Annotated in this window: 13 protein-coding genes; 2 read left to right on the top strand and 11 right to left on the bottom strand. The window is 61.4% G+C overall.

Going from position 1 to position 13410, the window contains the following annotated elements:
- The 8 genes from BLS74_RS32280 to BLS74_RS32245 all read right to left on the bottom strand — a co-directional run.
- On the bottom strand, positions 1 to 245 hold a 245-nt coding region (locus BLS74_RS32280; protein WP_139191804.1), incomplete at its 3' end, for a homogentisate 1,2-dioxygenase.
- Positions 246 to 381: 136 nt separating this feature from the next.
- On the bottom strand, positions 382 to 1341 hold the full coding sequence (locus tag BLS74_RS32275; protein ID WP_093111899.1) for an MBL fold metallo-hydrolase: 960 nt from the start codon (positions 1339 to 1341) through the stop codon (positions 382 to 384).
- 30 nt (positions 1342 to 1371) lie between these two features.
- Complete coding sequence (locus BLS74_RS32270) at positions 1372 to 2082, bottom strand: ABC transporter ATP-binding protein (RefSeq protein ID WP_093111897.1); 711 nt, start codon at positions 2080 to 2082, stop codon at positions 1372 to 1374.
- A 15-nt stretch (positions 2083 to 2097) separates the two neighbouring features.
- Positions 2098 to 3876 carry a branched-chain amino acid ABC transporter ATP-binding protein/permease gene (locus BLS74_RS32265; RefSeq protein WP_093111895.1) on the bottom strand — a complete coding sequence of 593 codons (1779 nt, stop codon included), beginning with the start codon at positions 3874 to 3876 and terminating at the stop codon, positions 2098 to 2100.
- On the bottom strand, positions 3873 to 4796 hold the full coding sequence (locus tag BLS74_RS32260; RefSeq protein ID WP_093111893.1) for a branched-chain amino acid ABC transporter permease: 924 nt from the start codon (positions 4794 to 4796) through the stop codon (positions 3873 to 3875). Before BLS74_RS32260 ends, BLS74_RS32265 begins: the two co-directional genes overlap by 4 nt.
- 58 nt (positions 4797 to 4854) lie before the next feature.
- Positions 4855 to 6051, bottom strand: a complete 1197-nt coding sequence (locus BLS74_RS32255) for an ABC transporter substrate-binding protein (protein WP_093111891.1) — start codon at positions 6049 to 6051, stop codon at positions 4855 to 4857.
- Positions 6052 to 6113: 62 nt separating this feature from the next.
- Entirely contained in the window at positions 6114 to 6890 is a 777-nt protein-coding gene (locus BLS74_RS32250) for an SDR family NAD(P)-dependent oxidoreductase (protein ID WP_244504128.1), read from the bottom strand.
- A gap of 29 nt (positions 6891 to 6919) precedes the next feature.
- On the bottom strand, positions 6920 to 8677 hold the full coding sequence (locus tag BLS74_RS32245) for an FAD-dependent oxidoreductase (protein WP_093111887.1): 1758 nt from the start codon (positions 8675 to 8677) through the stop codon (positions 6920 to 6922).
- 135 nt (positions 8678 to 8812) lie between these two features.
- Between BLS74_RS32245 and BLS74_RS32240 the strand changes: the two genes are divergently transcribed.
- Positions 8813 to 9634 carry an IclR family transcriptional regulator gene (locus BLS74_RS32240; protein ID WP_093111885.1) on the top strand — a complete coding sequence of 274 codons (822 nt, stop codon included), beginning with the start codon at positions 8813 to 8815 and terminating at the stop codon, positions 9632 to 9634.
- A gap of 230 nt (positions 9635 to 9864) precedes the next feature.
- Here BLS74_RS32240 and BLS74_RS32235 read toward each other — a convergent pair whose 3' ends face one another.
- The 3 genes from BLS74_RS32235 to BLS74_RS32225 all read right to left on the bottom strand — a co-directional run bounded on the left by BLS74_RS32235 (position 9865) and on the right by BLS74_RS32225 (position 12342).
- Positions 9865 to 10767, bottom strand: coding sequence for a transporter substrate-binding domain-containing protein (locus BLS74_RS32235; RefSeq protein ID WP_093111883.1), 903 nt, complete (start codon positions 10765 to 10767; stop codon positions 9865 to 9867).
- A gap of 108 nt (positions 10768 to 10875) precedes the next feature.
- Positions 10876 to 11340, bottom strand: a complete 465-nt coding sequence (locus BLS74_RS32230) for a RidA family protein (protein WP_093111881.1) — start codon at positions 11338 to 11340, stop codon at positions 10876 to 10878.
- Positions 11341 to 11367: 27 nt separating this feature from the next.
- A complete protein-coding gene (locus BLS74_RS32225) occupies positions 11368 to 12342 on the bottom strand; it encodes a threonine ammonia-lyase (protein WP_093111879.1) in 975 nt (324 codons plus the stop codon).
- A gap of 99 nt (positions 12343 to 12441) precedes the next feature.
- On the opposite strand from BLS74_RS32225, the gene BLS74_RS32220 reads away from it, so the two are divergent.
- Positions 12442 to 13374: a LysR family transcriptional regulator gene (locus BLS74_RS32220; protein ID WP_093111877.1), complete on the top strand. Its 933-nt coding sequence runs from the start codon at positions 12442 to 12444 to the stop codon at positions 13372 to 13374.
- Positions 13375 to 13410: the final 36 nt, after the last annotated feature.

The raw sequence follows: 13410 nt of genomic DNA, 5'->3' as shown, positions 1-13410 counted from the left end.
GGCTGCGCATAGGCCTGGTAGCGGCCGGAGACCACCGAGGGCTGGCGCCGGTACATCCAGCTGCGCCGGTTCTCGTGGCGCGGCGCGGTGAAGGCGGTGCCCGAGATCAGTTCGGGGTAGAGGTCGAAGGGCGCGCGCTGCGGGCTGTTGCGGCCTTGCGGCAGCGCGCCGGCCACGGCCTCGCTGGCGTATTCGTTGCCGAAGCCGCTCTGGTAGAGGCGCTCCGTGGTCAGGCGATCGTTCACGACTGGCTCCTTGACGTATGCGGGGGATCGTCGTTTGCTCCCGCTGTGTACGGACGTGACGAGTCCCATCGCACCGGCTCGGCGCCGGTGCTAGACAAACAACAGACTTCGACGACTGCTCTTGGCGGCGGAGGCGCTAGCCTTCCAGCGTCTTCCACATTTCGACGTCCCGTTCCGCGGTCCAGATGCGCGGGTCGGTGTACTGGGTCGCTTCGTCGTAGCAACGCGTGACGTCGAAGGGCATGCAGTGATCGAAGATCACCCAGTGGCCGTACTTGGGCTTGAGCGCGGCGAAGGTGTCCTTATAGACCGCATTCAGGTCCTTGCCCGCGGTGACGCCCTTCTGCACGTTGGCGTAGACGTCAGCGATGAAGTCGCGCGTCTCGTTCAGGCCCTTGGCAACTTCGTCGGGCGTGGTCAGCGCCGCACCACGACCCGGCACAAGCACTTTGGGCTTGAGTGCGGCGACGTTGTTCAGCGTCTGCGGCCAATCCTTGAAGTAGGCATCGCCTGCATACGGCGTAGCGCCGAATTCGACCAGATCACCCGACAGCAACGCACCTTCACCCGGCAGCCAGACCACGGTGTCGCCCTTCGTATGGCCGCGACCGAGCTGCAGCAGCTGCACTTCGAGCTTGCCCAGCCAAAGTGTCATCTTTCCGGTAAAGGTCATCGTCGGCCAGGTCATGCCAGGCGGCACCGTCTCGACGTTGCTGAAGAGACGCGGAAACCGCCCGATCTCGCTCGCCTTGTCCTGCTCGCCGCGTTCGACGATGAGGTCGTACGTGTCCTGGCTCGCGATGATTTGCTGAGGCTGATAGGCACTGGCGCCGAGGACGCGCACTGCGTGGTAGTGCGTTAGCACCACATACTTGATCGGCTTGTCCGTCACTTCGCGAATGCGCCGGATGACATCGGCCGCCATGGCCGGCGTGGCCTGTGTGTCGGCCACCAACACGGCGTCTTCGCCGATGATGATGCCTGTGTTCGGGTCGCCCTCGGCGGTGTACGCCCAGGCGTGCTCGGAGATCTGGCTGAAGGTGACTTTCTTCTCTTCCAGGTCGGCCTGGCTCGCGAACTTTTTGGTTTCGGTCATGGAGTGTTCCTTGTGTGGACAGTGATTGGGTCAGTGCGAGCCGAGATAGGCTGCCTTGACCTTGGGATCGTTGAGGAGTGCGCGACCTGTGCCCTCCAAGGTGATATGTCCTGTTTCGAGCACGTAGGCTCGGTCGGCCACGCCAAGCGCTTGCTTGGCCATTTGCTCGACCAGCAGGATGGTCAGTCCTGATTCACGCAGTTGGCGAATGGCGTTGAAAATGTCTTTGATGATCAATGGCGCCAAGCCGAGCGAAGGTTCATCGAGCAACAGCAAGCGCGGCTCGCTCATCAAGGCGCGTGCAATGGCCAACATCTGCTGCTCACCGCCCGACAAGGTCCCGGACAACTGATCCTGGCGTTCCCGCAGCCGCGGGAATCGCTTGAATTCGCGTTCGATGGCGGCCGCGGTGGCGGCGGGGTCATTCCTTCGCGAATAGGCACCGAGCATCAGGTTCTCGCGCACCGTCTGATCGGCGAATACCCCGCGGCCTTCCGGCGACATCGCGACGCCAAGGCCCACACGTTGATGCGATGCAACATTCGTGATGTCCTTGCCATCGAGCAGGATGCGGCCTTCGGTGACGGGCTCCAACCCGCAGATGCTCTTGAGCAGGGTGCTCTTTCCGGCTCCGTTGGCGCCGATGATGGTCACCACTTCGCCCTTGCGCACTTCAATGCTCACGCCCTTGACTGCCTGAATCGCACCGTAGGCGACCTTGACTGATTCGAGTTTCAGCATGTTTGACTTTCCGGTTCAGGCTGCGGCGAGCGCTTCTTCGGGCTCGTCGACGCCAAGATAGGCTTCGACAACACGGGGGTTGGCTTGCACCTCGGCGGGCTTGCCCTCGGCGATCTTGATGCCATAGTCGAGCACGATGACGTGGTCCGAGATCGACATGACGAGATCCATGTGATGCTCGACCATCAAGATGCTCACGCCGCACTTGCCGATACGGAGCAAGAGCTGGCCCAGCTCGGCCGTCTCTTGCGGGTTGAGACCCGCAGCAGGTTCATCAAGCAGGAGAAGTTGCGGCTCCGTTGCCAACGCCCGTGCGAGCTCGACGCGGCGTTGCAGGCCGTACGGCAGGCTACCTGCCGCATGGTGCGCCAGATGCAGCAGCCCCACCAGATCCAGCAACTGCAGGGCGCGGGCTCGCGTTGCGGCCTCTTGCTTCTTCGCACTGGGCAGGTGAAGCAGCGATGCGAAGAAGCCGTTCGTCATACGGCTGTGACGACCCAGCATGACATTGTCGAGCACCGACAGTTCAGCGAAGAGGCGCAGGTTCTGGAATGTGCGCCCCATGCCCATGCAGCAGATCGAGTGCACCGGTCGACCGGAGACTTCCTGGCCTAGGAACTGGATCGAACCTTCAGTCGGATCGATCAGGCCGGTGAGCATGTTGATCATCGTGCTCTTGCCGGCGCCGTTCGGCCCGATCAGCGCATGGATGTGCCCGCGCTGCAGCCGGAACGAGACGTTCTGGGCAGGCTTCACGCCGCCGAAGTTCTTGGTGACCCCCTGAACCACCAGCAACTCACCCTTGCCTTCGGGACCAATGCGCGTGGGGACCGCGGCCGTATTCGATACCTCGGGCGTCGCGCTCGACCGCCTGAACCACTTCGAGAACAATCCGGTCACACCGCCAGGCATGACATAGAGCGCAAACAGCAGCAGGAAGCCATACAAGAAATGCTGCGCCGAAGGCCAGCGCGCCAATGCCGCATCGACCGCCGTGAGGATCACCGTGCCGACCAGCGGTCCGTACTGGGAACCCGCTCCGCCGAACAGCACCAGCAGGAGGATGAAGATCGACAGGTGGAAGGTGATGAAGTCGGAATTGATGTACTGGTTCTGCTGCGCAACCAGCGCACCAGCGATACCGCAGGTGACGGCAGCAACGACGAATGCGATGACCTTGGCGCGATAAACGCGAACACCCACTGAAGACGAGGCAATCTCGTCAGCCTGCAGCGAGAGCAGCGCGCGGCCGAACCGACCCTGCAGAAGATTGCGCAACAAGAGGTGCGTCAAGGCACACAGACCGATGCCTAGCCAGACCCATTGCTGGGACGTCAAGGGTTGCCCGTTCCAGGTCAAGGCCTTGATGCCATAGATCCCTTGCGCGCCCCCGAACACGTCGGTCCACTCGCCCACGAGCTTTTCCACAACGATGCCGAATGCCAGCGTGACCATTGCCAGGTACGGCCCCTTGACTCGCAGCGATGGCAGAGCGATCAGGACGCCACAAACCGCAGAGATACCGGCTGCAATCACAAGCGCAAGCCATGGGTTGATTTCGGTACGAGTCGTCAACAGTGCAACCGCGTAGGCTCCTGCGGCGAAGAGACCTGCCTGGCCGAGCGATTTCTGCCCTGCATAGCCGACCAACACGTTCATCCCGGCGGCGCAGAGGTAGTAGACGCACATCATGAAGACGATGCGCAGGTAGTAGTCGTTCCCCAAGAGGGAGGTGGCGCCGACGAGCGCGGCGGCGACGAGGACGACGCCCAAGAGATGTTGACTGCGCTTCATACCTTCTCCACCAGCTTCTTGCCGAAAAGTCCGGTGGGACGGAACGCGAGGACCAGGATCACGAGACCGAAGACAGCGACCTCGCGCCACTGCGCCTGCCACAGGTTCACCAGCGACTCGAAGACACCGAGAACGAATCCGCCAATGACGCAGCCTCGCGGATTGCTCAGGCCGCCGATCATGGCGCCGGAGAAGCCTTTGAGGCCGACCGTCAGGCCCATGAAGAGTGAGGCTTGCGCGATCGGCGCGAGAAGGAAGCCGGACAGGCCGGCGAGTGCCGAACTGATCACGAAGGCGCCAATCATCACTGCGTTGGTGTTGATGCCCATGAGGCTGGCTACGTTGCCATTTGCCGCCACCGCGCGCATGGCCTTGCCCACCATCGTCCGATTCATGACGAAATCGAAGCCGATCATGATGACCACGGCGACGGCCAGCGTCAAAAGCTCCTGGGGACGGACGCCGATACCGAGCAGTCTGATCACGGTGTCGCCCACCGGTCCGGGCACCACCACGGGCTTCGGTCCCCAGATGGCCAAGCCAATGCTCTGCAGGATGACTCCAAAGCCCAGGGTGCTCATGACCCAGGCCATGCCTGGCCGTCCAGCAAAGGGCCGCACACCGATCACATAGAGGAACCATCCGAGAAGACCCATGACACCGAGTGCTGCCGCAAGGGCCAGGAGTTGAGCGCCTGCGCCGGGCAGCGCCTGGCCGAACGTGGTCGAGGTCACAGGAAGACCCAAGACTAGGAAGAGCGCGCTCATGCCGATGAATGCACCTGCCGACACGAACTCCCCGTGAGAGAAATTCAGCGTCTTGGTCGTCGTGAAGGTGATGCTGAAACCCAGCGCGACCAACGCGTAGGCACCGCCCACGGCCAAGCCACTGAGAATCGCTTGTAAGAGCGCCTCAACCATAGTTGCCTCCGAGATGATTGCCCGGGCCGCGGGATGCGGCCCGGATACGCGTTTCGCGTTACTGCTTGAAGTCCGCGCCTGCCAATGCGCCGACGATCGGGTCCGTATAGGGCAGCAGCTTGCCGTCCTTCCAGCGAATCCACACCAAATCCTTGGCGGTCAGAGCTTCGTGATTGGTCTTACTGAACGGCTTGTCGTAAGTTTTCAGAACGCCCTGGACCGTGGTCTTCAGGTCTTCGAGTGCGACGCGAACGGCCGATCCATCAAAGCTGTTGGCTTGCTTCGCGGCGGCGGCATAGAGCAGGACCGAGTCGTAGCCGTGCAGCGCGAAGGAGAAGGAGCCCGGCGCCTTGAGCTTGGGGCCGACGCGGTCGAACAGTTTCTGCTGGGCAGGTGTGCGCGTCTCGCTGACCGTGCGCATGAAGATCGGCTTTTCAGCAAGCGTCTTGCCTGCTGCGTCGTAGAACGTGATGTTGTCTGCCGCCCACGAGGTCAGTACCAGCGGGAAATAGTTGATCTTCTCCATGCTGCGAACCAGCTGCGCGATGGGGGTACCCTGTGCCCACACCACCACGGTGTCGACGCCGGCAGACTTCATCTTGCTCAGCTGGGAGGTCATGTCCGTATCGCCGACACCGAAACGCTCGGTCGCGGCGATCTTAATGTTCTGGAGCTTGGCAATCTCCTCCATGTCCTTCAGGCCGCCCTGGCCGTAGCCCGTGGTCTCAGCCATCAGGCCGATGACCTTCGCCTTGTCTGTGTTCTTCTTGACATACGCCATCAGGGCGGCCACCTGCTCGCGGTCCACCATCGACACTCGGAACATGTAGTTGTCTGCGCCCGGGCTCATGGGCTTGGTGATGTCAGTGCCCGAACCCACGTTGCCGATGACCGGAATCTTCTTCTGGTTCGCAATGTGCTTCCAGGCCATCGCATTGCCGGAGTTGGTCGGACCGAACACGGCGGAGACCTTTTCGTTGTCGACCAGCTCGCTCATGTTCTGGATCGACTTCGGGGGTGCCGAAGTGTCATCGCGAGTGACGAGCACCAGCTTCTTGCCGAGGACGCCGCCAGCCGCATTGATGTCGGCAATCGCCGCCTCCATGCCGAGCACTGCCGCCTGGCCGCTTTGCGCGGAGGGAGAGGCTGACAGATCTCCGTTGTAGCCCAACTTGACGTCTTGAGCGCTTGCGGCTGTGGCAGCAACAAGGCTCGCGGCAAGAGCGGCTCGCTTCAGGAACTTGGGAATGCTCATAGCTGTCTCCGGTTATTCGAACTCAGTGAGTTCAGGGTTGCGATCAAAAATGAAGTCGAAAATCAGGAAGCGAGGAAACCGCCATCAACGGGAAGAGTCACGCCCGTCACATAGGTGGCCATGCTCGATGCCAGGAATACAACGGGGCCGACCAGTTCCTCGGGCTGCCCGACGCGCGCCATCGGCGTGCGCAACATGAACTTGTCGAGGCGCTCTGGCGCCTCCCGCGTGTACGACGTCATGGGCGTCTCGATGACGCCAGGCGCAATTGCGTTGACACGGATACCGTCCTTCGCCAACTCGACGGCGAGTGCTTGCGTCATGAGCTTGACCGCGCCCTTGGACGGGGAGTAGCCGACCACATTGGGAATTCCGGTGCTCGAGGCGATGGACCCAACGTTGATGATCACGCCCTTGGTTTCCTTCAGCGCATCCAACCACGCATGCGTTGGAAGGAAGGTACCCATCACGTTCACCGTCAGCGTGCGCTCGAGGTTCGACGCGACCTTCGGGCTGTCCAAACCCTCGCGAATGATGATGCCGGCGTTGTTCACCAGGATGTCGATGTTTCCGACTTCGCGTGCCACGGTGAGCGCCAGTGCCTGGCAAGCATCTCGCGAAGTCACATCCAGCTTGTACGCGACCGCCTTCCCACCCGCAGCATTGATTTCGGCAGCAACTGCCTTGGCGTTTTCATCGTTCAGGTCGGTCACGACGACCTGGGCGCCCGCTTTCGCAAGGCCCTTGGCGATGGCTTTGCCATTGCCCTGCCCTGCGCCGGTCACAAGAGCGATGCGCCCGCCCAAGACCTGCGGCGCCATGAGTTCAGAGATTTCCATTTGTCTTTCCGGATAGGTTTGTCTTGAGATCAGGCGGCGTGGACACGCTGGCGCGGAGCGGCCAACTGGACGACATCAGCAGCAGTTCGAGTTGTTTGGCTTGCGAGCGTTTGACCCACGACGTAGCCGAAGGTCAGCGCCGGGCCGAGGGTGATGCCCGCTCCGGGGTAGTTGCCACCCATGATGCTGGCGGCGTCGTTGCCGACGGCGTAGAGGCCCTTGATCGGTTGCCGGTCCTGCGTGAGGACCTGGCACGAGTCATCGGTCAGCAGTCCGGCGAATGTGCCGATCTCGCCGACAACAATCTTGATCGCGTAGTAAGGGCCCTGACGGATGGGTGCCATGCACGGGTTCGGAGTCACTAAGGAGTCGCCCTGGAAACGGTTGTAGGCCGTGCTGCCCTTGGCGAATTTCGTGTCGATGCCCTTGGCGGCATCGCGATTGAAGGATTCGACCTCCTCTTGCAGTACGCCGGAGGGCACGCCGATCACCTTGGCCAGTTCTTGCAGGCTGTTGCCGCGCTTGAGATAACCAGTTTGCAAGTGCCTGCCGATCGGCAGGGGGAACGGCGCAACGCAGCCCATGCCGTATTCGCGCAGGTGCTTGTGGTCGCAGATCAGCCAGCAGGTCGCTTCGGAGTTGCCCGCGCACGCCTTCACGAGATCCTGAATGAAGTCGTGGTACGAGAGCGCTTCGTTGGTGAAGCGGCGACCCCGCGGCGTGACTGCGATCACACCCGGCTTCGCCCGATCGATGAAGTGAGGCATGACGCCCTCGGAGCCATCTTTGCGCTTCGTCACCGAGGTCGGGCACCAGGCGGCGGCATTTGGGATCGTGGGATCAACCCAGCCACCGACGGACTCCCCCAGTCGCAGACCATCGCCGGTATTCAGTGCCGGAGAGGGAGTGAAGTGTTCATGGCCGGTCGGCGCATGCGGGAACAACTGCTTGCGACGCTCCACGTCATAGGGGAAGCCGCCGCATGCCAGGACCACGCCACGGCGCACGCGGATCTCGAGCGGCTTGCCGTCCTGCAAGACGGTCGCGCCGACGACAGCATCGCCTTCCACGATGAGCGACTTCACCGGCGAGTTCAGCCACACGGGAACGTCGAGGTCCATTGCGGCCTTGGCGAGTCGGCCAGCCAAGGCGTTTCCGTTCGTCAGGGTCATCCCGCGGCCATACCTCACCACATCGAGCAGGTGACCGCCGAAGCGCTTGGCGACGTACCAGAAGGACTCGAAAGATTTAAAGGCACGCAGGAAGTGCCACAGTTCCTTGCCCGAGCCGAGCATCATGCCGAACACAGTCAGCTCGGGCACGGGCGGCGCCAGCTGGGCGATGCGGCTGCCGAGTTCTCGCCCGTCGAAGGGACGGGTCACCATGGAGCGACCGCCCGGTTGGCCGCCAGGCGCTTCTGCGTGGTAGTCGGGAAACACCGGCGGCATGTCGAACTGCACGCAGGTGTTCTCGGTAAAGAAGTCGAAGGCTTTCGGTCCGTTCTCGATGAAGGCGTCGACGCGCGCGGCGTCGAAATGCGTGGTCGCCTCGTGCTGCAGATAGGCGCGGGCCGCTCCCGGCGGTTCGTTGATGCCCTGCTCTTTCGCGAGCTTGGTGCCAGGGATCCAGAGCCATCCACCTGAGCGGGCTGTAGTGCCGCCATAGACCGGCGCCTTGTCGACGACGAGCACCTTGAGGCCCTGATAAGCCGCGGTGACCGCCGCCGACATGCCAGACGCGCCAGTGCCGACCACCAGAACGTCGTACTCGGATTCCTGCTTGCTCATTGACCATCACTCCTAGAGGTAGGGGCCGCATCTGCCGACCCGATGGCGTTAGTATCTGGCTAACGCATCTTTCATATACTAATGGTTTACCCTGAGCTAATGACGTTGTTAGAATCAAAACGTTAGGAGACAGCCATGGGCGTACTTGAAGGTGACAGCAGCGAATCGAACTCGGAGAAGGAACGCAGGGGCATCCAGTCCATCGAAGCGGGCGGCCAATTGCTTCTGGCGCTGGGCGCCCAGGGCCGACCTATGCCCTTGAGGGAGCTCGCCAAGGCCGCTGACATGGCGCCCGGGAAGGCCCACCCGTACCTGGTGAGCTTCTCCAAGCTGGGGTTGGTCACCCAGGAGGCTTCGACGGGCTACTACTGGCTCGGACCGACCGCAATGCAGCTTGGCCTTGTGACTCTCCGGATGCTCAATCCGGTTCGCGAGGCCACGCCCTTCGCGGAGCAATTGGCCAGGGAAACTGGACACAGCGTTGCCCTTTCCGTGTGGGGCAACCAGGGGCCGACGATCGTGTATCTCTTTGATGCGATCTATCCGCTACACACCAACATCCGAACGGGGACCGTCATGTCGTTGGCGGGCACAGCGACGGGCCGCCTATTTGCTGCCTACCTGCCCGCCAAACTGATTGAGGAATCTCTGCTCGAGGACGAGCGGCGACTAGGACCGGACATCGCCAAACCTACCGAGCGCGTCGATTTCCAAGGCATGTTGAACGAGGTACGAAAACACGGCGTGTCTCGCTCAGTCAACAACCCCACTCCAGGGGTCTGCTCGTTCGCGGCGCCTGTTTTCGACTATTCCGGAAACATCGTGCTCGGGGTCACGCTCATGGGGCGCTCACGATCCTTCGATACCGACTGGGCCGGCAGTCAGGCAATAGCAGCGAAAGCATGTGGCGTCGAGGTTTCCAAGCGACTCGGTCATCAAACGCTGCGCTCCGGTTGAACTTCCCGCCAGCGTTGCGTCACGCCACGCCGCTCCATTAAGCTCAAGTCAAAGGGCATCGCTGCAATCCGCCTCTGAGCCGGATTCGGCTTTTCCTTCTTCAGTCCGTTTGCAACTGTAAAGTGACGTCCGGGGGAACCGTGGCGACCGATTGAGCCGCATATGCGCCATCGAAGGACTCGAGGGCGGAGCTTGAGTTGCTGGACATCATGAGAGCGCGAAGTTCGAGATCACTCGACCTTGTACGATTCGGCAGGCCGATCGTTCAAGGACTCCCAAGCTGCCTTTGTCGCCGCAGAAGGCGGCAGGTTCAGCGACGTGTTGGACGGGGGAATCGGCTGCTGAAACCACTTCTCGTACAACTTTGCGACGGTGCCGTCCTTCACTTGGCGCGCAATGCTGTCGTCGACAACTTTCTTGAACGCCGGATCGTCCTTTCGGATCATGATGGCGATAGGCTCGATGGAGAGCGGCTCTCCCACGATCTTGTATTTCTTCGGGGTTCTTGACATCGCGATACTGCCCGCCAGGACTTGGCTGTCGAGTACAAATGCGTCGGCCCGTCCGGATTCAAGCAGCAGGAAACTGTCCGAGTGGTCCTTGCCGCTGATCTCGTTGAAGTCGAGGCCCTTGGCTCGCTTGTTCTGTCGTACTTGTTGCAACGCCGTGGTGCCAGTGGTCGTGACGACGGTCTTGCCGTTGAGGTCCGACAACGATGAGATGCCAGAGTCGCTTCGCACGGCCATCCGCACCTCCTCAACGTACAGGGTGTTCGCGAACGAGACCTCCTTTTGTCGAGCCTGCGTGTTCGACGTCGAACCACACTCCAGATCTACGGTGCCATTCTTGACCAAAGGGATTCGATTCGCCGAGGTCACAGGCACGTATCTCGTCTCGACCTTCTCAAGCCCCAGCTGCTTGCGAATGTCGCGAATGATGTTCGAGCAGATTTCGTAATGAAAGCCCGTGTAGACACCGGCTCCCAAGGTGTAGGCGAGGGCGCCAGACGCTTCCCGCACGCCTTGCAGCACCGTGCCCGAGGCCTTGATCTTGGAAAGGGTGTCGCTGCTCTGCGCGTGGCACGCAAGGGCAGATGTGAGGACTGCGGCAACCGTGATCGCTCGAACTTTCATGATGTCTCCGTGGTTGATTGAAGGAAGGAACGTGCAGCACCATCCCGACCAATCGGGTCCGGTGCATCAAGAGCTAAGAAAAGCGGAGGGGACGCGCGACTGCAGCTGCTAGTCGCTGATGAGGAAAATGGCCTCGATCTCCACCATCATTCCGTGAGGCAGCGATGCCATCCCGACAGCGGATCGGGCATGCTCACCTCGTTCGCCGAACGCCTGAATGAGCGTGTCCGAACAGCCGTCGATCACCTTGGGATGCAGCTTGAAATCGTGAGTTGAGTTCACGAGACCCAGAACCTTGACAACGGCCTCGACCTTTGAAAGGTCCCCAATGGCCAGCTTGACCGCCGCCAGCAGGTTCAGGGTCGCGAGTTGGGCTGCCGCGTACCCTGCGGCGACATCGCCGGCACTTGCCAAACAGCCTGTCAGGTACTGGCCGTCGGCCTTTCGCGGGCCATGGCCAGATACGAAAAGCAGCTGGCCGGCACGCCGGAACGGGCGGTAGGCGCCAGAAGGGGCGTAGACATCGCTCGGCATGGTCAAGCCTCGACTCTGCAGTTGGTGCTCGGGATTCATGAGTGTTCAGATTCCAGGAAGAAGGGCTCACCCGAGCAGGCTGTTGGCGAAGACGGAGGGGTCCACGTTTCCGCCGGATGCGATCACGACGACGTTCTTGCCTGCCACGTCGAGCTTTCCCGAAAGCACGCCGCCAATCGCTGCGGAGCCGCCCGGCTCCAGAACGAGCTTGAGCCAGTTGAAGGCTGCGCTCAGACCGGAAAGCGCCTCTTCATCGCTGACGCCGATGCCCGTTGCGCCGTGACGCAACAACACTTGCAGGGGCAGGGTGCCTGCTGTGGGGCCATTGATGCCGTCCAGGATGGTCTTCGGGACCGTAGCGTTGCGCTGCGCGCTGCCCGCGCGAAGCGAGCGCGCCATCTTCTCGTAGCCTTCAATCTCAGCAAGATGGATTCGCGCCAAAGGAAACGCAGTCTTGACGGCTTCCGCGACACCCGAGGCCAAGCCGCCACCGCTGCAATTGATGACCACCATATCTGGAGCGACCTGTTGCTCGGTCAGTTGCTCCACGATCTCGAGGCCGCACGTGCCTTGCCCCGCCATGATGTCGTAATCATCGAACGGCGAGACTACCGTCATTCCACGCGGCGACGCGATTTCGCGCGCGACGTCTTCACGGTTTTGGGCGTTCGGATCGTATTGGACGACTTCCGCACCCCACCAGCGGCAGTTGTCGACCTTGATGTTCGGGGCCGTGGTAGGCATCACGATGATGGCGGGACATCCGACCGCACGCGCAGCCGCCGCCACTCCCTGTCCGTGATTGCCTGCAGAGAACGCCACCACCCCGTTGCTCCGCTCAGCGGCAGGCATCGAGAGGAGCTTGTTCAGGGCGCCTCGGATCTTGAAAGATCCTGTGAGCTGCAGGTTCTCTGCTTTTACCAGCAGCCGGCAGCCCGCTCGCTCGTTCAACATCGGTGACTCGAGTAGCGGCGTTCGGACAACCCGGCCTTCCACGCGTTCTGCAGCTTGGCGGATGAGTGCGATGTCGAACGTTGTCATGACTGGCCTATTGGGTTTGCTGCCCGCAGTGTGTGACGAATCCCGTGTTCCTACAATTGAAATATAAGAGGTTTATATTTCTCCTAAAGGAACATATGTATGACGTTCAAGCAGCTGGAAGCGTTCTTCTGGGTGGCAACGCTCGGCGGGTTCGTTCCCGCGAGCGAGAAGCTGCATACAGTTCCCTCGGCCATCACCAAAAGAATCCAGGAGCTTGAATCGCAGTTGGAGCTGACGCTGTTCGACCGGACGGAGCGGACGGCCCGTCTGACCGACAAAGGGAGCGAACTGCTCGCATACGCGGGGCGCATGCTTGCACTTCGCGACGAGACGGTTCTGCATCTTGCAGGGCAAGTCTCCGGAACTCGCGCCCTAAGACTAGGGGTGACTGAGGCCACCGCGATGACGTGGCTAAGCGCTTTGATCGCAGAGGTTCAGGAGAATCTTCCTCACGTCAGAATCGAGCCAGACGTGGACGCAAGCGTGACCTTGAGGGACAAGTTGCTCGCTGACGAGATCGATTTGATGATCGTGCCTAATGCGTACGATGAGGCGCGGTTTATCAGCGAGCCGGTGGGCGAAGTGGAACTTGTCTGGATGTGCAAGCCCGGGTTGGTGGAGGCGACACAGCCGATGACGCTGGCCGAGCTCGCCCTATACCCGGTGCTAGCCAACAGGTCGGGCCCCGGCCTTATTCTGGAACGCTGGTTCAAAAAGACCGGATTCAGAGCGAAGGTCCGCACGACGAGCAACAGCATCGTTCCGCTACTGAGCCTGGCATGTGCCGGCGCGGGGGTGACCTACGTCCAGTGGCCGACATTCCGCCATCTTTGCGATGTCGGCAGGCTCGTGAGGTTGGACGTCAAACCGGCTCTGCCGCCGCTTCAATACGCCGCCGTCTACAAAACAGCACGCGCCGGGGAGTTCATGACAACCATGGTGACCCTTGCGCGCGCAACTTGCCAATTCTCAGATGTCCTTCCTTTGCTGACACCGAGCAAGCGGACAGCCCGAGGGGCCAGCAAGCGCTAAGCATCGACATTGAGCGACTTTCGCCTGGCACCCGTG

This window comes from Variovorax sp. CF079 (assembly GCF_900101545.1).
Taxonomy (GTDB): domain Bacteria; phylum Pseudomonadota; class Gammaproteobacteria; order Burkholderiales; family Burkholderiaceae_C; genus Variovorax.
The sequence above is the reverse complement of the archived record's forward strand: the minus strand, read 5'-3'. Positions and strand labels throughout refer to the sequence as shown.